The organism is Bacteroides luhongzhouii, from assembly GCF_009193295.2.
In the GTDB taxonomy this organism is placed as follows: domain Bacteria; phylum Bacteroidota; class Bacteroidia; order Bacteroidales; family Bacteroidaceae; genus Bacteroides; species Bacteroides luhongzhouii.
This window is the reverse complement of record NZ_CP059973.1, coordinates 1,308,594-1,330,275: the sequence shown is the minus strand read 5'-3', so window position 1 is coordinate 1,330,275 and position 21,682 is coordinate 1,308,594. Positions and strand designations below refer to the sequence as shown.

At 41.3% G+C, this 21,682-nt stretch carries 23 protein-coding genes and 1 tRNA gene; 8 read left to right on the top strand and 16 right to left on the bottom strand.

Annotated features, from left to right (window positions below):
* Positions 1-107: 107 nt before the first annotated feature.
* The 7 genes from GD631_RS04895 (at position 108) to GD631_RS04865 (ending at position 6,426) form a co-directional block, all read left to right on the top strand.
* On the top strand, positions 108-722 hold the full coding sequence (locus GD631_RS04895) for a polysaccharide deacetylase family protein (protein WP_143256610.1): 615 nt from the start codon (positions 108-110) through the stop codon (positions 720-722).
* Positions 723-735: 13 nt separating this feature from the next.
* The gene (locus tag GD631_RS04890; protein WP_223225807.1) at positions 736-2,487 is read left to right on the top strand and encodes an RNA/DNA-binding domain-containing protein; all 1,752 of its coding nucleotides are present in this window, start codon (positions 736-738) and stop codon (positions 2,485-2,487) included.
* 1,127 nt (positions 2,488-3,614) lie between these two features.
* Complete coding sequence (locus GD631_RS04885) at positions 3,615-3,845, top strand: hypothetical protein (RefSeq protein WP_049701509.1); 231 nt, start codon at positions 3,615-3,617, stop codon at positions 3,843-3,845.
* Positions 3,846-3,939: 94 nt separating this feature from the next.
* Positions 3,940-4,425, top strand: coding sequence for a hypothetical protein (locus tag GD631_RS04880; protein ID WP_185911578.1), 486 nt, complete (start codon positions 3,940-3,942; stop codon positions 4,423-4,425).
* A gap of 20 nt (positions 4,426-4,445) precedes the next feature.
* Entirely contained in the window at positions 4,446-5,081 is a 636-nt protein-coding gene (locus GD631_RS04875; RefSeq protein ID WP_143256609.1) for an outer membrane beta-barrel protein, read from the top strand.
* A 105-nt stretch (positions 5,082-5,186) separates the two neighbouring features.
* Positions 5,187-5,906 carry a hypothetical protein gene (locus GD631_RS04870; RefSeq protein WP_370511857.1) on the top strand — a complete coding sequence of 240 codons (720 nt, stop codon included), beginning with the start codon at positions 5,187-5,189 and terminating at the stop codon, positions 5,904-5,906.
* Positions 5,907-5,955: 49 nt separating this feature from the next.
* On the top strand, positions 5,956-6,426 hold the full coding sequence (locus GD631_RS04865; RefSeq protein WP_143256608.1) for a lipocalin-like domain-containing protein: 471 nt from the start codon (positions 5,956-5,958) through the stop codon (positions 6,424-6,426).
* 122 nt (positions 6,427-6,548) lie between these two features.
* Here GD631_RS04865 and GD631_RS04860 read toward each other — a convergent pair whose 3' ends face one another.
* The 14 genes from GD631_RS04860 to metK all read right to left on the bottom strand — a co-directional run bounded on the left by GD631_RS04860 (position 6,549) and on the right by metK (position 19,740).
* Positions 6,549-7,790, bottom strand: a complete 1,242-nt coding sequence (locus GD631_RS04860; RefSeq protein WP_143256607.1) for a BT3233 family polysaccharide utilization protein — start codon at positions 7,788-7,790, stop codon at positions 6,549-6,551.
* Positions 7,791-8,048: 258 nt separating this feature from the next.
* On the bottom strand, positions 8,049-8,852 hold the full coding sequence (locus tag GD631_RS04855; RefSeq protein ID WP_143256606.1) for a gluconate 5-dehydrogenase: 804 nt from the start codon (positions 8,850-8,852) through the stop codon (positions 8,049-8,051).
* A 41-nt stretch (positions 8,853-8,893) separates the two neighbouring features.
* Positions 8,894-9,736 carry a 5-dehydro-4-deoxy-D-glucuronate isomerase gene (gene kduI, locus GD631_RS04850; RefSeq protein WP_143256605.1) on the bottom strand — a complete coding sequence of 281 codons (843 nt, stop codon included), beginning with the start codon at positions 9,734-9,736 and terminating at the stop codon, positions 8,894-8,896.
* 406 nt (positions 9,737-10,142) lie between these two features.
* Positions 10,143-10,213: transfer RNA gene (locus GD631_RS04845), tRNA-Gln, on the bottom strand.
* A 107-nt stretch (positions 10,214-10,320) separates the two neighbouring features.
* Positions 10,321-11,613 (bottom strand): tyrosine--tRNA ligase, encoded by a 1,293-nt coding sequence (gene tyrS / locus GD631_RS04840; RefSeq protein ID WP_143256604.1) that lies wholly within the window; start codon positions 11,611-11,613, stop codon positions 10,321-10,323.
* 86 nt (positions 11,614-11,699) lie between these two features.
* The gene (locus GD631_RS04835) at positions 11,700-12,386 is read right to left on the bottom strand and encodes a TatD family hydrolase (RefSeq protein WP_143256603.1); all 687 of its coding nucleotides are present in this window, start codon (positions 12,384-12,386) and stop codon (positions 11,700-11,702) included.
* A 25-nt stretch (positions 12,387-12,411) separates the two neighbouring features.
* Complete coding sequence (gene yidD, locus GD631_RS04830) at positions 12,412-12,687, bottom strand: membrane protein insertion efficiency factor YidD (protein ID WP_223225808.1); 276 nt, start codon at positions 12,685-12,687, stop codon at positions 12,412-12,414.
* Entirely contained in the window at positions 12,684-13,013 is a 330-nt protein-coding gene (locus GD631_RS04825; RefSeq protein WP_008641573.1) for a ribonuclease P protein component, read from the bottom strand. The genes yidD and GD631_RS04825 overlap by 4 nt, the downstream gene beginning before the upstream one ends.
* 65 nt (positions 13,014-13,078) lie before the next feature.
* Positions 13,079-13,825 carry a uroporphyrinogen-III synthase gene (locus GD631_RS04820; RefSeq protein ID WP_008023747.1) on the bottom strand — a complete coding sequence of 249 codons (747 nt, stop codon included), beginning with the start codon at positions 13,823-13,825 and terminating at the stop codon, positions 13,079-13,081.
* 4 nt (positions 13,826-13,829) lie between these two features.
* A complete protein-coding gene (locus GD631_RS04815; protein ID WP_185911577.1) occupies positions 13,830-14,663 on the bottom strand; it encodes a DUF4271 domain-containing protein in 834 nt (277 codons plus the stop codon).
* Positions 14,660-15,247 carry an LOG family protein gene (locus GD631_RS04810; RefSeq protein ID WP_143257063.1) on the bottom strand — a complete coding sequence of 196 codons (588 nt, stop codon included), beginning with the start codon at positions 15,245-15,247 and terminating at the stop codon, positions 14,660-14,662. Before GD631_RS04810 ends, GD631_RS04815 begins: the two co-directional genes overlap by 4 nt.
* A gap of 854 nt (positions 15,248-16,101) precedes the next feature.
* Positions 16,102-16,473, bottom strand: a complete 372-nt coding sequence (locus GD631_RS04805; RefSeq protein WP_143256602.1) for a DUF3244 domain-containing protein — start codon at positions 16,471-16,473, stop codon at positions 16,102-16,104.
* Between the two features lie 129 nt (positions 16,474-16,602).
* Positions 16,603-18,267: a tetratricopeptide repeat protein gene (locus GD631_RS04800; protein ID WP_143256601.1), complete on the bottom strand. Its 1,665-nt coding sequence runs from the start codon at positions 18,265-18,267 to the stop codon at positions 16,603-16,605.
* A 180-nt stretch (positions 18,268-18,447) separates the two neighbouring features.
* A complete protein-coding gene (gene metK / locus GD631_RS04795; RefSeq protein WP_004298895.1) occupies positions 18,448-19,740 on the bottom strand; it encodes a methionine adenosyltransferase in 1,293 nt (430 codons plus the stop codon).
* A 228-nt stretch (positions 19,741-19,968) separates the two neighbouring features.
* Between metK and GD631_RS04790 the strand changes: the two genes are divergently transcribed.
* Entirely contained in the window at positions 19,969-20,157 is a 189-nt protein-coding gene (locus GD631_RS04790; RefSeq protein WP_008023736.1) for a hypothetical protein, read from the top strand.
* Here GD631_RS04790 and folK read toward each other — a convergent pair.
* Together folK and queA are read right to left on the bottom strand one after the other, a co-directional pair.
* Positions 20,132-20,617 carry a 2-amino-4-hydroxy-6-hydroxymethyldihydropteridine diphosphokinase gene (gene folK / locus GD631_RS04785; protein ID WP_143256600.1) on the bottom strand — a complete coding sequence of 162 codons (486 nt, stop codon included), beginning with the start codon at positions 20,615-20,617 and terminating at the stop codon, positions 20,132-20,134. The two genes, GD631_RS04790 and folK, sit on opposite strands and share 26 nt — an antisense overlap.
* Positions 20,617-21,675, bottom strand: a complete 1,059-nt coding sequence (gene queA, locus GD631_RS04780; RefSeq protein ID WP_004302895.1) for a tRNA preQ1(34) S-adenosylmethionine ribosyltransferase-isomerase QueA — start codon at positions 21,673-21,675, stop codon at positions 20,617-20,619. Before queA ends, folK begins: the two co-directional genes overlap by 1 nt.
* Positions 21,676-21,682 lie beyond the last annotated feature (7 nt).

Below are 21,682 nucleotides of genomic sequence, written 5' to 3'. Positions count from 1 at the left end.
TAAATATTTAGGTAGTAAGTAGTAAGTATTATCATAGCTTTCGATATGTTTGCCACACGGATAATACTTAATACTTATTACTTAATACTTGTTTAACACAGACTCTCATGTTTATAGAACAACCACCTTGGCTTTTCCGGGCGTTGTATCCACAAGCCATCTTCCGGATGGACCCGAGCGAACGGGCAGTCTATCTGACTTTCGATGACGGACCTATCCCCGAAGTAACTCCCTGGGTAGTGGAACTACTGGAAAAGCATCATATTAAAGCTACCTTCTTTATGGTAGGCGACAATATACGCAAGCACCCGGATGAATACCGGATGGTGGTAGAACACGGACACCGCATCGGCAACCATACCTTCAACCACATCCGTGGATTTGAATATTCCAATCCGGATTACCTCGCAAACGCCAGAAAGGTAGACGAAATTATTCATTCCGACCTCTTCCGTCCGCCACACGGACACATGGGGTTCCGGCAGTATTATACCTTGCGCTATCATTACCGCATTATCATGTGGGATCTCGTGACTCGTGATTATAGTAAGCGAATGCGTCCGGAACAAGTATTGAACAATGTGAAGCGCTATGCACGCAACGGTTCCATCATCACTTTCCATGATTCACTGAAGTCCTGGAATAATGGTAACCTGCAATATGCACTTCCTCGTGCCATTGAATTCCTGAAAGAGGAAGGGTATGAATTCAAGGTGTTATAAAAAAGTCATTAAAATGTGGACATTAGAACAATTAAAATATTGCAAAGAATCCGAAGACAAAGTCGAATTCAAAAAAGGAGAACATGGGAATATCGCTTATGATGGCGGTTCACGAATTAAACCATCCGAACGTAGACGTTGTATCCTAGGCTATGTAACAGCATTATGTAATGAAAAAGGCGGTTCTATTATTATCGGTATGGAAGATAAATATCCCCACCGAATAATAGGCACAAGCCAGTGTGAAGGAGCAATAGGACAATTAGAAGCTGACATATATAGGGACACGGGAATACGAGTAATAGTATATGAACTTTACGAAAACGAAATAAATAAAAAAGGACGTGTTTTAATAATAGAAGTACCTTCTCGACCTTTTGGAAGAGTATTCAAGTTTGAAGATGTTGCTCTAATGAGAGTAGGAGAAGAATTAAAACCAATGTCTGACGAAGTATTCTTGAAAATAATACAAGAACAAGAACCTGACTTCTCGGAACAGTTATGCGAAAATGCCAGCATTAACGACTTAGATGATGACGCAATAAATATTTTACGACAAAAGTATGCCCTCAAGCAAAAAAACCCCTCTTTTCTCACCTTACCCAAAAAACAAATCTTATCAGATCTTGGTTTAATCGAAGGTAAAAAAGTCACCAACGCTGCAATTTTACTATTAGGGAAAGACAGTATTTTACAAAAGCTATTTCCACAAGCAGCCATTATGCTCGAATATCGCTCAACCGAATCTCAAATACCTTTCGATAACAGAAAAGTATATCGACAGGCTTTTTATCTCATGATCGATAAATTATGGAAAGACATTGATGCTAGAAATGGAGCAGTCCAAGTAAAAGATGGGCCTTATATTTTTGATATTCCTTATTTCAATGAAGAAGTCATCCGCGAATCAATAAATAACGCCATTGCACATCGTGACTATCGAAGAAATAGCGAAACGGTAATTAAGCAATATCCACAAAAACTAATCATTACCAATATTGGTGGATTTCCAATAGGAGTAACTATTGACAACCTTTTGACCATACCAAGCACTCCACGCAACAGACTGCTAGCTGATGTTTTATCCAAGACCGGAATCGTAGAGCGTTCTGGACAGGGAGTAGACAAAATCTTTAAAAATACCTTATCAGAAGGAAAAGAAGCCCCCGATTATTCCCATAGCGATATGTTTAAAGTGGAACTTAGATTATCTGCAACAATTAAAGACAAAGCTTTTGCTTTATTTTTAGAATCTGTCCAACAAAGTTTGACTGAAGAACAAAAATTATCCGTTTTTGAGATCATAGCCTTAGATAAAATAAGGCAAGGAAATGATTATAAAGAAGTGGATAGAAAAATAATAGAAAAACTTGAAAAAAGAGGGCTCATTGAAAAAAGAGGCAAGACAAAAGGAGCTTATTATATTCTTTCTCAAAGTTATTATGAGTTCACCGACAACAAAGTTGAATATTTTAAAAGAACAAGTTGGGATTTGTCTCAAGCCTTTTCACTAATCGTATCCTATCTCAATAAAAATTCAAAGGCTAAAATGGGAGAATTCGTCAACTTATTTGATGGGCACCTCAGTCGGAAACAAGTGAGAACGTTTATTCAACAACTAGTAGACAACCAAATTTTAATATCTGAAGGTAAAGGTTATGGAACGTCTTATTCATTGGGAAACGACTACAAAAAGAAAGATGAATTAATGAACAAAGCTTTCATCCTCGGCTGCGAAGAACTAAAAAGACGTGGAGAAATGTAAAAAGACCAAGCAAAGACCAAGCAAGGGCCAAATATATCACCATTCAATATATAATATAGAATCAAAATACTAGCAATCAACTACTTAGACAATTAGTTAAAAGACCAAGTTAAAAAAAAAAATGAAATTCCATCTCATGATACCCACCCTTAATCTAAGCTAACGACTGGCCATTACTTACCTCCATAGTGGGGCTATACCAGCAAGTTATTAGTCATTCAACATACTTAAAAAAAAGTCATATTTAGTAATCTTTTTAAATCAAAAAAGAAATATGAACCGTTAAACTATGAACTTCGAAAATGCATGCTTTATCTGACTAAATTCTTCCCGGAACCCTAACCCTCATTGGATAAAAGGCAGGTCTTTTTGGCAACTAAAAGCGATTTTTCGATAAGCTAAAGAGAATTCCATATGGAGTCAATTTCTCAACTCAGCGATAGAGAGAGTTTGATAAGAGTTTGCAATATATGCTTGATAATGAAGAAGAAATATTCAAATCTGAGGAAGGCACCACCTAAGCAACATCTTCTGTAACCAACAGAACATGTTTGAGGCAGCCTTTTGCCGTTTAAGGCCCGTTCCGGGCTCAAAATCGAAAGATCCTTCCCCTACCCTACACGTGACTGGCACAAGTATATTTCGCCCGATACAAGATAAAAAACGGACAAAAGAACCTACATCTAAAAAGTTTCTTAATCACATTGCTATCTCCAAACATATTTTTTTCTACATTTGCAACGGACTCTTCCGCAGAAAGCCTTATGGGTGGAAAGGGGAGAGCCGTTTATATTGAGAAGACGTTTACAAGCGTTTATCTTTTGTGTTTCAGAACTTCGCAATTTTTGACCCACCGGAAAGATGAACAGCAATAAAGACGTCCTCCTGATGTGTATCTATATACATCCGTGCCTCACTTTGGAAAACAAAGAGAGGCTGCGGGTGTTGTACATATCGGCGTGGGCTTTCTGCGTTGTTCGTTCTCGGTGATATGGCATTGCGAAGGCCTTGAAACACAGAACGAACGAAGGTGAGATTCCCACGCCTTTTCTGTATATTCTCCATTACCGAACATACCAATCCGTCCGTCTGCGGGAATCAGGGACATAGTATACAGGAGTCATCACATGGTTCATGCCGGACAGCTGATCGAACAAAAACTTCACGAACAAGGGCGCACAGTCACTTGGTTCGCTACTCAATTATGTTGTACCCGGCCCAACGTCTACAAGATTTTCAGAAAAGAGAATATCGACATTCATCTGCTATGGCGTATATCCTGCATCCTCAACCATGACTTTTTCCGCGACTTATCCAACGACATCAACAATAGCAACTCCGTCAATGTATCCAAATAAGATACATTTCTGTCTACTTGTTGGAACTATGTTTTCTCCCGCTGCTATGTTTCTTTCACATACCTTTGCGACATATCAACAAAACTCATCAGATATGAAAAGACTTGTTTTATTAATTGCATTAGTTTTGACTTGCGCCATAGCAACCTATGCGCAAAAAACGACCTTCAAATTCCGTGACGCACAAGCACGTGCAGGTGACGCAGTCACAGAGGTATGCATGAAACCTACAGTCGTCGAGGTGAAAATACTTGAAGATAAAGGGCGGATAAAGGATGAATGGTCACTAAGCAAAGAAGAAGTGGAAATCGCCATGAAAGGGGAACTGGACAATATTCGTGCATGGGGGACTTATCTGTCCACCATTAAATATAATTGCGACGTCATCATGGGGGCCACTTTCAAAGTGGAAGATAATGAAAAAACAGGTGGGTACACGGTTACGGTGGTAGGTTATCCCGGAATTTTCGTCAACTGGCATCCGGCCACTAAGGACGATTACGAATGGATTCGCCTACAGAAGTTGTCACCCACAGATGGAAAAAGCCAGATAGCGCCCGTCGTTAAGAATAAGAATTAATCACTAAAATATCAATAACAATGAAAAAAGTACTATCAATGGTTGCCGCACTTTTACTGTGCGTAGGAGCTCAAGCGCAAATCGTATCATCCAGAAGCGCAATCGTCAAAACAGAGAAGCAAGCCAGCAGCACACAATGGTTCTTACGTGCAGGTTTGAATATCATGAATTTCTCCGGTGACGGGACCGAAGGAGCTGATTCAAACATCGGATATAACGCAACATTTGGTTATCAGAAGCCTTTAGGCAGTACAGGAGGATACTGGGGGATGGAGTTTGGACTTGGCTCCCGTGGTTTCAAAGTGGACGACACGAAATGTATGGCTCACAACATACAATATTCTCCGTTCACATTCGGATGGAAATTTGCTGTAGCGGACAACGTCCGTATCGACCCGCATGTAGGAGTCTTCGCTAGTTACGATTACACAAGCAAAATGAAAGAAGATGGAGAAAGCATCAGTTGGGGTGATTATGCAGATTATATGGAGGTTGACTACAATCATTTTGATGCCGGTATGAATATCGGCGTAGGAGTCTGGTATGACCGTTTCAATCTGGATCTCACCTACCAACGCGGATTTATAGATGCATTCAGCGATGCCGACGGATTCAAAACCAGTAACTTTATGATTCGTCTGGGTATTGCCTTCTAAGGACAACCAAACCTCAATAAACCATATTATTTATTCAGCGTCCACGATCTTTTCTTTTCACAAAAAGGGCCGTGGATGCTGTTTTCTTAAAAAGAACGGAATATGATGACCAAACGACAATTTCTGGTAATCTTGTATCTACTGGTAGGAATTATCCCACTAACAGCACAGACTTTCACCGAACAGAAAAAGAGCTATCCTGTCAGTGCAGACGGCAATAAATATGTGGTCAGCGGATTTACCCCTTTCAGCGATATGCAAGACGAAAACATCTACGCTAATGCACTGCTATGGATTGTCAAGAATGTCTGTCCACAGTTACGGGAAGGAATAGCGGAGGTCAACGTACCGGCTAAAAACTTCAGTTGCGATCTGATACTTGCCTCGCAGGCAGACTCAAGCCAAAAGAATACTTACTATTGTAAAGCCCTGTTTCAAGTAAAGGACGGTAAACTGGTTTATTATCTTTCCAATATACGGATAGAGTCATCAGCAGTGATAATGAAAAAAATCACTCCTATGGAGAAGCTACAACCGGACAAGAAAGCATCTCACAAAGAAATCATGGATGATTTCGTACAGGTTGAATCGCAAGTATTGAACAAAATGTTCGACTTCATCATAACGAACCAGCTTTCACCGATTACTCACTGGAATGAAATCAACATCAACAAGCCGGTGAAAGGCATGACGGAAGATGAATGTCTACTGGCTTTCGGCAAACCGCAGACTATTCAAGAATCAAATGGAGAAGTACAATGGATGTATTCCAGCTCGTTCTACCTGTTCTTCAAGAACGGACATGTGGAAACTATTATCAAATAGAGTCTAAAAAACGAATCATCTCAAAATCAAACAATTAAAACAATTTATTATGAAAACAATCTGGAAAGCAAGCGTTTGCATAGTTGCAGTATTACTGTCGTTCAGCATTTATTCCTGTGGCGACGACGATGACGACGCTGTCGGTTCACGCGATTTATTGTTAGGAACATGGAATGGAGTGTATTATCTTTCACAAGAATGGGAAGATGGTGAAAAGGTAAGTGACTCTAAAGAAGATTTTGTAAATGGAACCAACCGTTATTCCATAGAGTTCAAGGAAGACGGTACGTATGTAGAAAAAGATGTCTACAACTCCTCCGGAAGTACTAATTATTATCATGGTACATGGAGCTACTCCGGTAATAAGCTGACTCTCATCGACACTGAAGAGGATAATTACACAGAAGTGTGGACAATAACCACAATGACAGAAAATGAATTAGTCTATGAACTTCGTGAAAAAGAGAAAGAAGACGGAACAACATACGAATATTACGAACAACACGCTTTTACGAGATAATTCAAAGGCGTTATGTTATAACACAAAAACTTTCTTTCTTTTTCAGGAAGATAAAATTAAGCAAAGGTTTCTTTGGTGAAAAGAAACCTTTGCTTAATCTATTGGAAAAGCAATTCAACACATCAATATACCACTGTCAGCGGTGTGCGCAACTTCTGCGCATATTCAGCCATATATTTATTCCAGGCATCCGGAGTCTTGATAGCAGCCTTATCCCAGGCAGAACCCCAGTAATAAGTATATTCAGAACCCGGCTCATATTCGCTGACAGCCAATACGTGACCGTCGGCTCCGCCGCGTTCTTTCTTTTCCTTTTCAGAAAGAAGAACCACTTTCGCTTCTTTCACCTGTGCAGGAAATGCAGCACCGACAAATATCTTGCCGTTTGCACCACTACGATCTGTTGTAGGATCTACGTAAGTGATATAACCATTGGCAGCATCTGCCACAGTCGCACCGTCCGGTTCACGCAACACAAGTCCGGTAGTCACCGGCATTGCTTCTTTCAGATTGGTATATGAAACAATCGTTTTGTTGAGATAAGAACCTGCATCCAGAGAGATCACACGTGTTTCCACTACATTTGAGTCTCCACGGACTACCAGCGGATTAAATTCCAGCTTCACCGTGAAACGCAACGGGCCATTATCAAGAATTTCCTGTGTACGATAGCAATATGGATAAATAATAGTGTCACCCGCCATCAGAGCAGCAACACCGGCACCCAACGTAGGTCCTACGGCATAGCAATCCATGCCATATCCGTGATCAATATGGTAAGAGATAGCGTTGTGCAGTTCGGAAGCGGCTTTAGGATCTGTCTTTTTCAATTCAGCTATCTTGGCACGCTTTTCAGGATTCAGTTCTTCAGCATAGAGAGATTCCAGAATCGGCTCTGTTGTGTTGTACTTCGTGAAAAGGTCGTAGCCGAAACCACGCTCTCCGCGGGCTTGCAAAGCAGGACCATACGCACGGAATCCGCCAAGATCATTCTCCCAGGCAACGTCGTCCAGACGTTCGGGATAATATTTACCGCAAGCAACGACATCGAAAGGTGCCGGTGTACCCGGTTGAATAGTATAAATAGCCGTCCCGTTCGCTTCTACTGCAACGGGGAAAACAACCTTTTCGTCATACGTCACCTGATAAGGCACTTGCTGACCGTCAACATCAAGCACTACAATCTGCGCTGTATCTGCCAGTTTCAACTTGGCAACAACATCGCTCATCGGCACTTCAACCATCTCTCCCACCCGTTCAAGAGCCAACGGATTGGTCACTGTGATTGTCATTGACTGTTTACTGTCGGCACAAGAAGCAAACACTATCAAGGCTACAGCAAACAGAATTAATATCTTTTTCATAATTAGTCTACATTGAATGAATAATATATATTTTGCAAATAGAGGCCATTATATCCGCACCTGTTGGATATATAGATCCACCGTGCTAGCCATATATGTCCACCGTATTGGATATATAGATTCACCACGGTGGGTATATATATCCAGCAAGTCGGTCCTATAGCTCCTGCAAAGGGAATGATAAAAAATAAGGTGACAGATGAAAAGAGGATGCTCTTTGCCATTCTATCACCTTATCGGAATCTCTTCTATCTTACATTATTTCGGCTGTTTTCCGATATAAGCAAGGATACCACCATCTACATAAAGAACGTGGCCGTTGACAGCGTTAGAAGCTTCAGAAGCAAGGAACACGGCAGGGCCTGTCAGTTCTTCAGGATCCAACCAACGACCGGCAGGAGTCTTGGCGCAGATGAATGAATCGAATGGGTGACGGCTTCCATCTGCTTGTTTCTCACGAAGAGGAGCAGTTTGCGGAGTAGCGATGTAACCCGGGCCGATACCGTTACACTGAATGTTGTATTCACCATATTCAGAGCAGATATTGCGAGTCAGCATCTTCAGACCACCCTTAGCGGCAGCATAAGCGGATACAGTTTCACGACCCAGTTCGGACATCATAGAGCAGATGTTGATGATCTTACCTGCACGTTTTTCCATCATAGCAGGCAGAACAGCCTTAGCAACGATGAACGGAGCATTCAAGTCGATGTCGATTACACGACGGAAATCAGCAGCATCCATCTCGTGCATAGGAACACGACGGATAATACCTGCGTTATTTACAAGGATATCAATTGTACCTACTTCTTTGGCAATCGTAGCCACCATAGCTTGAACAGCCGGTTCGTCTGTCACGTCGCATACATAACCGTGAGCTTTGATACCTTTTTCTGCATAAGCTGCCATTCCTTTGTCTACCAACTCTTGATTGATGTCGTTAAAACAAACAGTTGCACCTTGTTCTGCGAATGCAGAAGCAATAGCAAAACCGATACCATAAGAAGCACCTGTAACGAGCGCTACTTTACCTTCCAAAGAAAAATTCAAATACTGATTCATAATTCTTTTTATTATTAAATTAGGAAAACTATTGGATTTTGTTATTTCAAGTCTGTAATCAATGAGAAGTCCTGATCGCCATAGTCGAGGTTCTCACCACCCATTCCCCAGATAAAAGTATAGTTGTGGGTAGCAGCAGCCGAGTGGATGGACCATTCGGGTGAAAGAACTGCCTGATCGCCTTTCATCCATACGTGACGTGTTTCGCCTACCTCACCCATAAAGTGGCAGATAGCATGATCTTCGGGAATCTCGAAATAGAAGTAAGCTTCCATACGACGGCTGTGTACGTGGGCCGGCATCGTGTTCCATACACTTCCCGGAGCCAGTTCCGTCATGCCCATCTGCAACTGGCAGGTGGGTAACACCTGATTCACCAGCATCTTATTGATATTACGGTGGTTGGAGCCTTCCAAAGAACCCATTTCGGCTACTACGGCATCGGCTTTCGTCACCTTGCGGTCGGGATAGTTGCGATGTGCAGTCAGTGAGTTGAAGTAGAATTTGGCAGGATGGGCTGCGTCTTTGCTTTCGAAAGTCACTTCACGATCACCCGAACCCAGATAAAGAGCTTCTTTATAGTCCAGTTCGAACTCCGCGTCGCCTGCTTTCACAATACCGGGACCGCCGACATTGTAGATACCCATTTCGCGACGAGTGAGGAAGAACGGAGCTTTCAGCGGATCGATTGCTTCAAGCGCCAGCACCTCTCCTACCGGCAGCGCACCACCTACCACCATACGGTCGTACATGGAATATACCATATTCACTTCATTGGGGACAAATATCTTTTCGATTAAGAAATCTCTACGAATTCTTGTAGTATCATAACTTTTTGCATCTTCAGGATGCGCAGCATAGCGAATTTCATAGTTCGTTTTCATACCTTTTTATTTATAGTTATTGAATAAGTTCTCTTTCTACGTGCACTTCGTTTACGTACACGATGCAAAAATAGCAAAAGAAAACGGGTTTACCTTGCAATTTTGTTCCAATTATCCCCCAAAAATGTCCAGAATCTGTGCAATGTACACTTTTTTAACGAACTATAATACGATTTGGGAGAGATTTCTACCTAATACAGTTTGAACCTTCCATAATAAAATACAAGCTATTCAACGACCAACACGATAAGCATTAAAATAGTCAATATAACGAATAAAATAAGATTAATGAATTCTATATACGTTGATCCCTATATACTTCAACTTTATAAGGATATACAAAACGACGACTTTAGAGTCACGAAAGAAAAAGCCCCGAAAGATGTCTCTTTCAGGGCTTTCTACGTTGGACTACCAAGATTCGAACTTGGACAAACAGAACCAAAACCTGTTGTGCTACCATTACACCATAGTCCAAACTTATGTGCTTTCTGTTAAAAAGCGGTGCAAAGATAGAGGTTTGCAAGCAAACCTCCAAATATTTCGTTCACTTTTTTACGTTCTATCGAGTGAATCGTGCATTATTACTTTGCAATCAGCAAATAATAATTCTTTTTACCGCGCTGAACAAGCAGATATTTCTCATCAAGCAGGTCAGCAGTTGTGATGACCTGATCAAAGGCCGTTAGCTTCTCTTTGTTCAACGAAACGCCGCCGCCCTGAACCAACTTACGCATTTCACCTTTCGACGCAAATACGGCCGCATTATCAACGAATAGATCGACAGCCTTCACTCCTTCTGCCAATGCGTCACGTGAAATCTCAAATTGAGGTACTCCTTCGAATACAGCAAGAAGAGTATCTTCATCCAGTTTACGTAAAGCTTCCGAAGTCGCATTACCGAACAATATGTTCGACGCGTCTACTGCTGCGTTATAATCATCTTCAGAGTGAACCATCACAGTCACTTCCCTAGCCAGACGTTTCTGAAGGAGACGCAAATGCGGAGCTGTCTGATGCTCGGCAATCAACGCTTCAATTTCTTCTTTTTCGATAGAAGTGAAGATTTTGATGTAACGTTCGGCATCGGAGTCGCTTACATTCAGCCAGAACTGATAGAATTTGTAAGGTGAAGTATAACGAGGGTCCAGCCAGATATTTCCGGATTCTGTCTTACCAAACTTACCACCATCAGCTTTTGTAATCAGCGGGCAAGTCAATGCGAACACCTCTCCCCCATTGGTACGGCGGATCAATTCGGCACCGGTAGTGATGTTTCCCCATTGGTCGGAACCACCCATCTGAAGCTTACAGCCCTTCGTTTCATACAAATGAAGGAAGTCATATCCTTGAAGCAACTGATAAGTGAACTCGGTAAATGACAATCCATCACGCGCTTCACCATTCAGACGGCGTTTTACAGAGTCTTTTGCCATCATATAGTTCACAGTAATGTGCTTACCTACTTCGCGAGCAAAATCGAGGAAAGTGAAATCTTTCATCCAGTCATAATTGTTCACCAGTTCGGCACGGTTAGGCACATCCGACTCGAAGTCGAGGAACTTGGCAAGCTGTTTCTTGATACACGCCTGATTGTGACGCAATGTTTCCTCGTTCAGCAGGTTACGTTCTGCTGATTTTCCGGAAGGGTCTCCAATCATACCTGTAGCGCCACCGATCAGTGCCAACGGCTTATGACCGCAGCGTTGGAAATGACGAAGGATCATCACTCCACAAAGGTGACCAATGTGTAGCGAATCGGCAGTCGGGTCGATACCCAAATAGGCAGTCACCTGCTCTTTGCTTAACAACTCTTCTGTTCCCGGCATGATGTCCTGCAACATGCCACGCCATCTCAATTCTTCTACAAAATTCATCGTATTACTCTTTAATTATTTGGTTTTTATTGTATTTCAATCCCATGTGCGACAAAAGTACGACTCTTTCTCGGAAGATACAACTCTTACGCCCTAAAAAAGACATTTTGAATATTTCGGCGGATCGTCTCACGCAACACTTCCACTTCTACCCCACGCACTTTGGCTGCCCGACACAGGATATCTTCAATATCAAGCGAACTGTTGTCCGTTTCCAGAAACAACCGTTCGTCGGGTACTGTCTGCATTGTTTCATCAGGATAATATTCTCCAAAAGAGAGATAAAAACCCTTTCTCAACAACTGCATCGCCTGCTCCGGTTTCCCACGAAAACCATGCCATATCCAAGCTTGTTGAGGATGAAATTCTTTTTTCACTGCCAACAGTTCGTCCATTGCTTTCACGCAGTGGATAATCAACGGCAAATCGCACTTTTCCGATAATTTTACCTGTTCCTTAAACACGGCTAACTGAAGTTCTACCGGAACTGCTGCCAATTTATCCAGCCCCGCCTCTCCTACGGCTACAAGCTGTTTTCTCCGCAACTGCCGCTTAAGATAATCCAATAGCTGTCCGGCATTATGTTCTGTCAACTCCCAGGGATGAATGCCGGCAGAACAATAATATCCCCTATCCACTTCTACCTCTCCTGCGAGAGGTATATACAATGAAGAGTCCGCCAACAACGGATAATTGATGATGGATTTTCCCAAGGAATCAGCCTCCAGTTTATGAGTATGAATGTCCAAAATGTCAGTCACATTCTTTTTCATCTTCTATTTCTCATTTTTAATTGCTTCAAGGTACGGGATCATAGCCGGAGCCACCCCAAGGATGGCATCGCAGAATACGCCGCACAGCAAGATAAAGCCCCTTTACAGGACCGTGCTTCTTAATTGCTTCAACGGCATAAGCTGAGCAGGTTGGCGTAAATCGACAAGAGGGAGGAGTAAGAGGGGAAATACAAACCCGGTAAAAGTAGATGGGAACAAGCAACAAGAAAGAGAGTACTTTCCTCACAATTCCCGTTACGAATACCCATAGGGCAGATATCCGGGAGTTACGAGGTTTCATGAGGATAGTTTTTCAGAGATGCGCGCAAGCGCTATTTTCATCTTTTCTTCCAATTCGGAAGTAGCAATAAGCTCGTCCGACAGATAGATAAAGGCAACAGCTAACCGCTGCTCCCGGCGTTGCAGTTCGTCCACCAAGAGAGATTTGTTCTTCCGGTAGGCTTCGCGTATCTGACGTTTCACACGGTTGCGTTTCACCGCTCGTTTAAAACGACGTTTCGACACACTAATTAGTATAGAAGCAGGAGCCTCGCCCTGCTCGACAGGCATATATACAACGCGTATCGGAAAGATGGAAAACGACTTCGAAACGCCGCCTTCAAACATCTTTCCGATCAGAATTTTACTATTCAGCCTTTCGGCTTTACACAAAGTATATATACCCACTCTGTTTATTTATTGTTTTCTCTGATAAACATATCAAGTGCGGCAGTCATTGACGGAGCCTGCACCGTAGGAGCTTCAAGGTCCAGACGGAGACCTGCGTCACGTACAGCCTGTGCGGTGGTAGAGCCGAAAGTTCCGATTTTAATCTCTCTCTGATTAAAATCAGGGAAGTTCTTCTTCAATGAAGTCACTCCGGCAGGGCTGAAGAACACTAACATGTCATAATCAAACTCCTCGTCCGGTGTAAAGTCGTTGCTCACCGTACGGTACATCACAGCTTCTGTATGCTGAATGTTATTCTTGTCGAGCAAGTTTTTCACATCATCATTGTGTACGTCTGACATTGGAACGAGATATTTCTCCGTTTTATGCTTCACAATGGAAGGTATCAGGTCTTCAATCTTTCCGGTAGCTCCGAAGAAGATCTTACGCTTGCGGTATTGCACATATTTCTGAATATACAATGCAACAGCTTCCGTCACACAGAAATACTTCATCGTTTCGGGAATTGTCACGCGCAATTCAGTACACAAAGTGAAAAAATGGTCAATAGCATGGCGCGAAGTGAATATTACGGCTGTGTGGTCGAGAATCGAAATTTTCTGTTGCCGAAATTCTTTCGCCGAAAGACTTTCAACCTTAATAAACGGTCGGAAATCTATTTTAACGCCATACTTTTCAGCTATGTCGTAATAGGGAGATTTCTCTGACGCAGGCTTAGGCTGCGACACTAGTACTTTTTTAATTTTCAACGTCCTAAAATTTTATTAGCAAAATATTGTTCATTTGAATCATACCTTGATAGAGTAACAGACAAGGTACTATTTCAAGAGCGCAAAAGTACAAAATTAATAGGAAAAGCCCGCTAAATTGATGAAAAAAAAGCTTTATCCACTTATAAAACATCAATATTTTAGTGAAAATTAAAATAATAGCCCCAATTATGACCAAACTTGTGAGACTCAAATCAAAATAAACTAGAAAAAGAACGAACGGATAAAGGGCAAATCCGACATAATATATGAGTGCAGAATAGGATTCCAGCCATATATTTGTCTTATTTTTATCAAAAAATGTCCACCCAAGAAACATATAAAGCAGCCATTTTAGTAAGAAATAAACGAGGCAGAAACCAACATAGATACCCAGCAAAAGGAGGGGGGATACATGGTTCATCAAGGCGAGACATGTGTCATGAAAATAATTAAGGAATGTAATACCCGACAAGACACAAGTCTGCAACACAAGCACAAGGAGATAACGCACATCGGCTGCCGTAGAACTATCAAAAATACTCGTTCGTTCACGATGCAATACAAAGTCTTTCACTTGTTGGGAGAGAAATCTCTTTCCGCGTGCCAAAGCTATGGAGGAAAGAAAGAAGCAAGCCAACAAGGTCAACGCAATGGCATCATCCGTGCGGGGAGAGTAGGAGATAGGTGTCCCCTCAAAGCCGGAATCGACTTCTTGCACAGCATGAAGATCAGCCAACTGCAGACTATCAGTGTCCGCCTTTGCCGGACTAGTCTGTTCCTGTTGGAAAAAAGACAATGTATCCACACTCCGGGAACTTAGTGTGTCGCCTATCATATCGCTGCAAATTTACGAATGGAAATGTCCCATACGGGAGTTTCATAAAGCAATTGAACCGCTTCTTCCGGCGTCTGTGCCACTTTCCATATATCACCGTGTTGCCGGCGCATAAAGTTCTCATCAATAGCCTTTTCAAGCATTTCGAGGAGTGGATCGAAGAATCCGTTTATATTGAGGATTACAATCGGATTGAGATATAATCCCAATTGTTTCCAGGTAATAATCTCCAGCAGTTCTTCAAGGGTACCGCATCCACCAGGCAAAGCAATAATGCCATCACTCAAAGCCGCCATCTTTTGCTTGCGTTCGTGCATGGATTCTACTTCAATCAGTTCTGTCAATCCCGTATGATGCCAGTTTTGCTCTACCATAAAACGAGGAATCACACCTGTCACCTCACCACCATTTTTCAATACAGCATCTGCCACAGAACACATCAGGCCAATACTTCCGGCACCATTTATCAAACGGATATGGTGTTCGGCAAGCAAACGACCGAGAGTCTCGGCTGCCCGAAAATAAACAGCATCTATCTTGGTACTGGAAGCGCTATATACGCATACGGAATTTATCTGATTCATCACTCTCACGCCACTTTAAATATGGCACAAAAATACGAAAAATAACGAGAGTCACCTTATTCCATACCATCAAATTAACAGATATAAGTTCAAACGCTCTCACAAGCCACCATTACTCCCCAAATAGTACATAGTAAATACAACAAACCGAGTAAATGGATATTCATTTTTGGCACAATAAATAATCAGAAGATGCATCAATCTGTGCATAGACTTGTTTAGTATAGCTACGTACAGTAGCTTTATCATTCTTATTAATAAGACCATCTACATAATTTGCTACAAGTTCGAATTCAGACATACGCTGAAGATATTCTCTTTACATCAAAGTTCTAAATTGCTCCACTGTGGTACAAGTTTTCAAATTATCCATCATCAACATCAACCTTGACTTCTCTAATAACGACATCTCATATCCATTAAAATAAATAGAATCCACTTTAGCGTTAAAATGCCATATATCTTAAAAAAAATCTTGGACTTCTTATCCAGAAGTCCAAGAACCTTTCTCACAGAGAATACATCTATCACAGATATCTCATCTACTAACAGGTGTATCAAATTGTTGCTGAATGAACTTTATTATTCGAATCATAAAATCATTCGAACACCCTACCAGTAGTATTCAGCATACAATTTTAAAAAGTGATTTTAATTTTACGTTTCAATATACCTTTATGCGCCTTTCACAAGGCCTATTAAGCCCACGAACAGAATTAACCGATCTTTCCCCTTTCGGTCATCTAATCGCCATTTCAGCAATGCGCCATATATTTCAACAGCGGGGCTTCATCAGTTAATGATTTAGGTATATCATCATTATGTTAGTTGCAAATAATATATATTTCAAAGATTTATTCTAATTCAAAATCTCCAATAAAGGCCTCCTTGGGAAGTTGTATCTCCAAAGTATATTTACCTTTCTCCTCACCTGTAAGATCAATATAAACCTTATCTACATTTAAATCAGTAGATGTATAAACAACTTCACCTGTTGCTGCGTTCTTTATGATAACAGTTACAGTAGGAACAGTAGAAAGAAGGTCGATAGACAACAATGAGTTTTCAATACTAGCATCAGGAGTAACAGGGATAGATCGGTGTTGTACCTCAGTCTTATTTTTTAGCCTGATTATACGAGCGGTTGTCATCTCATTAGCAAAAGAGAACATGCTTACTTGAAGTAAAACTGTCAACAACAAAAGAGGTAAGAATTTAGCTTTCATAATAAATGGGTTTAAAATTTCGCCTCAAAAATACACAGATGAAGCAAAAGAAACGATTTTTATGTGGTAACAATGGTAACAGTCATCTATTTAAAAGCAAAACAAGCCAAGGAAGATCAACATATCTCACTAAATATCAACACCAAACACCCGATCAAAAATTTGAGTATCCATTTTGTTCTTTATACGATTTTTGCGCGTCTTAAGAGCATCTGATGTAGCATCCATCAGCTCCATCATGACAGTTTTTGAACAACAAAGTAATGAAAGAACACAATAAAATAGATCATCACCCGTTAAAGCCGGATAGCGCTCCTTCAAATTCATCATCACATCAACAAATGCACTAGAAATGGTAGAACGTATATCCTTCCTCAAACTACGCATCGCCAACAATTGCTTAGGAGTTGCTTTCTCCAATGCTTCCAATCGATCGTAACAATCAGTTGTTTTAAGCACAGATATACATAATTGAACTTGCTGTTCTGTCAACTCCGACCTTTTCTTATCTAAATCTTCTTTATTAGATTCAGAAGCCTCTTCTTCTCTAAGTAACATGGTATCTACTCGCTTTTGAGTTAATTCACGTTGCAATGCAATAAAACGTTTTTTCCTCTTCCTGTCATTCCACATAAAACAAAAGACACAAATAATCATCAATAAAAAGAACGCAGTAATCAAGCTAAAAATTAACATTTTAGTATGTTCTGACAGTAACCTCTTATGCTCCTCCAATTGATGTTTATCCATAAGTCGATTAAGTTCTTCATTGTCAGTTATGAACTGGATAGAATCATAAAGAATTTTATATGCATCTATATTTTCTGTTGCCGTTTTCCATTCACCTCTTTTCTTCGCTATTTGATACATTCCATCATAATAAACAGCCTTTCCATAAATATCAAGTTGATCTACATTCTTACTATAAAAATAGCTGGCAGAATCAAGTTTATTCAGATTCAACATAATCTGTGCTTTTGACAAACAGACATTGACAGCATCCTGTCCTTGTATCTTAATAGCCTTTGACACATATTTATCCGCTTGAATATAATCTTTTTTTTCATTATAAGCCATGGCAAGATCATGGTAAAGAGCCCCTATCAAACTAGAATCTTGTTCCACTAATGCACAATCAAGAGCTTGCTGATAATAAACCAATGCACTGTCCTTCCTATTTTGCAACAAACACATACGTGCAATACCTCTCAATGGATATATCTGTTGACTTCCCCCTCTTAATATTTGATAAGCTTGGCGATAAGCCTCAATTGCTATATCAAACAATTCATCTTTTTCATAACAGTCCGCAAGATTATCATAAATCATTGCTAAGAATTCATTCCTAACAGGCATCAGCCGAATTGCTGTCAGATACTCTTCTACAGCAAATGAGGTATACCCCATCTCCCGATAAGTAGCTCCCCAGTAATAATGAGCCTTTGCAGCGCGCAGACTTTTCTTCTTATCACCATAGTAGTCAACAGCCGATTTTATCAACGAATCATCCTCTAAAGCAATATAGTTCTTATGCCGTGCCTGTGTGAGCAATAGCGCATAAAAAGCCCTGTCGGCACGTGGCATTTTCTGTGGATAAGTGATTGATTCCAAAATAGACAAAGCACTATCTGGATATATCTCCATTAATGAATCAGCGCATAATAACAATGGGTTCTTCACTGAAGGAGAGGAACAGGAAGAAAAAAAGACAGACATTAAAATGCTACCTACGCTGACAAATAAACTAAAGAACACCAATAAATAGCGTTTAGGACAACAATATCTTATTTTCATTAGACAGTCTGTTTATTTACGGAACAAAAGTAGCAAATTCCGGCAAAACGCACTTAATAGCCAAAAAACATTTATTTAAATATAACTTATTAAAAATCAAGAGCTACAACTTCAATCTCCATTAAAGGAAGTTGAAATTGCAGCTCTTTCTTAATAAGTTAAACCCTGTTTCAGACTGTTTTACAGACCAAAAGCAGCTTTAATTTTATCTACGTAGTCGAGTTTCTCCCATGTAAAGAGTTCCACTTCCACAGTTTTGTCTCCTTCGTAACGAGAGGAGAATTTCTTCGTTATTACTTGCGGTTCACGTCCCATGTGACCATAAGCGGCTGTTTCCTGATAAATAGGATTACGAAGTTTCAGACGTTCCTCGATAGCTTTCGGGCGAAGATCGAACAATTGGTCGATAACACGCGCAATCTCACCATCAGTCATGTTGACGTGAGAACGACCATAAGTATCGACAAAGATATTGATCGGACGAGCCACACCGATAGCATAGCTCACTTGTACAAGCATTTCATCTGCTACGCCTGCCGCAACCATATTCTTTGCGATGTGACGTGCTGCATAAGCTGCACTACGGTCTACCTTGCTAGGATCTTTTCCGGAGAAAGCACCACCACCGTGAGCACCTTTACCACCATAAGTATCGACGATAATCTTACGACCCGTCAAACCGGTATCTCCGTGAGGACCACCGATTACAAATTTTCCGGTAGGATTCACATGATAGATGATTTTATCATTGAACAGTGCCAATACCTTATCGTGATGAATAGAAGCAATTACACGAGGCATCAGAATCTCGATCACATCACGGCGGATGATAGACAGCATTTCTTCGTCAGCTTTCAGCTGAGCAGCTTGCGAATCATCTTCCGGTTGGATAAAGTCATCATGTTGTGTAGAAACAACGATTGTATCGATACGAACAGGCGTTCCGTTGTCATCATATTCGATAGTAACCTGGCTTTTGGCATCGGGGCGGAGGTAAGTCATTACCTTTCCTTCACGACGAATATCGGCCAGCACTTGCAGAATGCGGTGTGCCAAATCAAGAGAAAGCGGCATGTAGTTTTCCGTTTCATTGGTAGCATAGCCAAACATCATTCCTTGGTCGCCTGCGCCCTGTTCCATCGGATCCTGACGCTCTACACCACGGTTGATATCGGGGCTTTGCTCATGAATAGCAGAGAGTACACCACAAGAGTTACTTTCGAACATGTACTCTCCTTTGGTATAACCGATTTTCTTAATCACTTCGCGTGCGATGAGTTGTAGATCAACGTACGCTTTTGTTTTCACTTCACCCGCTAGCACCACTTGTCCGGTAGTCACTAGTGTTTCGCAAGCTACTTTCGAACTGGGGTCGTAAGCCAACAGTTTGTCAAGCACGGCATCCGATATTTGATCGGCTACCTTGTCGGGGTGTCCTTCTGACACCGATTCGGATGTAAATAAGTATCCCATCTTTCTTAAATTAAGAATTAAAAAATAAGAATTAAGAATGAGAGAGTAGGAGAGGCGAGTGCTGCAAAGGATAAGCCGAAAGGCGTCAATCAGACGTGTTTTAGCATTTTTTTCCGTGGTTGCAAGCTACTCAAATCTGTCCACACTTTCATTTCGGTTGCAAAGATAAAGAGATTTCGGAGATAATGAGTATCTTTGCCACGTATTTAACACATAAATAGATTTATAATGATTCTAAATAAGAAATTAAAAACGCTTTTGGTGCTGGCACTCTATGTAGGATTCACGATTGCTATCTACGCCATTGTCTGCCATTTCATCGATAAGCCGTTTCAGGAGATTCATCTGCTGTATGCAGTACTGATAGGATGCATCGCCTATTTGCCGGTATTTATTGCGGAGAAAAAGAAGAAGTAAGCTCTTTCATCGTTTTCCCGAGTACCGGATGCACTAATCCGGGAGCAATTTCCGCCAGTGGTTTCATAACGAAGTCACGTTCTGCCATCAACGGATGGGGGAGGGTCAACTCTGCTCCGGAAGAAGAGGTCACAGAAAGCACTAAATCCTCATAAAGTAACAGGTCAATATCAATCAGGCGGTCGCTATATATTCCGTTGACGGACTTTTTGGTACGCCCCAGCTCCCTTTCAATCATTTGCGTCTCTTGCAATACCTCCAATGGGGATAATTCCGTCTCTACACAAGCGGCCGCATTTAGAAAACTATTTTCTGAAGCAAACCCCCAAGGGGCAGTAACATAAAAAGCAGACAGGGAAACTACTTTCCCTACCTGCTCTTCTATTTTTTGCACGGCATCCCGGAGATTCTGTTCTTTATCTCCAAGGTTAGCGCCAAGTCCCAAATAAACTTTAGCCATTATTTGTCCAGAATCAGCATTGCATCTCCATACGTGCCGAAACGGTAACCTTCCTTCAATGCTACATGGTAAGCATCCATCACCTGGTCATAACCACCGAAAGCAGCTACAATCATCAGTAAGGTAGAAAGCGGCATGTGGAAATTGGAAATCATTGAATTGGCTACGGTAAATTCATACGGAGGGAAGATAAACTTGTTAGTCCATCCTTCGAATTCCTTCAAATGTCCGTCGGTGCTGACTGCGCTTTCAATAGCACGCATCACGGTCGTACCTACCGCACAAACATTTCTGCCGTTATCTTTGGCACGATTAACGGTTTTCACCGCCATTTCGTTTACAAACATTTGTTCCGAATCCATCTTATGCTTTGTCAAGTCCTCTACATCGATGTCGCGGAAGTTACCCAGACCAGCGTGCAAAGTAATATATGCAAAGTCTATACCTTTGATTTCCAAACGTTTCATCAATTCACGGCTGAAGTGCAAACTAGCAGTCGGAGCTGTCACCGCACCTTCGTTCTTCGCAAAGATAGACTGGAAGCGTTCTGCATCTTCCGGTTCTACAGGACGGTTGATGATAGAGTGGGGAAGTGGAGTCTCACCCAAAGAGTACAAAGCCTTTTTGAACTCGTCATGAGGTCCGTCATAAAGGAAACGGAGCGTACGTCCACGGGAAGTGGTGTTATCAATCACTTCGGCCACCATCGAATCGTCCGGACCGAAATACAGTTTGTTACCGATACGGATCTTACGTGCCGGATCGACCAATACGTCCCACAAACGAAGTTCCTCATTCAACTCACGCAACAAGAATACTTCGATACGAGCACCTGTCTTTTCCTTGTTACCATACAAACGGGCAGGAAATACCTTCGTATCGTTGAATATAAACACATCTTTATCATCAAAGTAGTCCAACACATCTTTGAACATCTTGTGCTCAATCTTACCTGTATTACGATGCAATACCATCAAACGAGACTCATCCCTATATTTCATAGGATGTAGAGCAATCTTATCCTCGGGTAACTTAAATTTGAATTGTGATAATTTCATATCTATT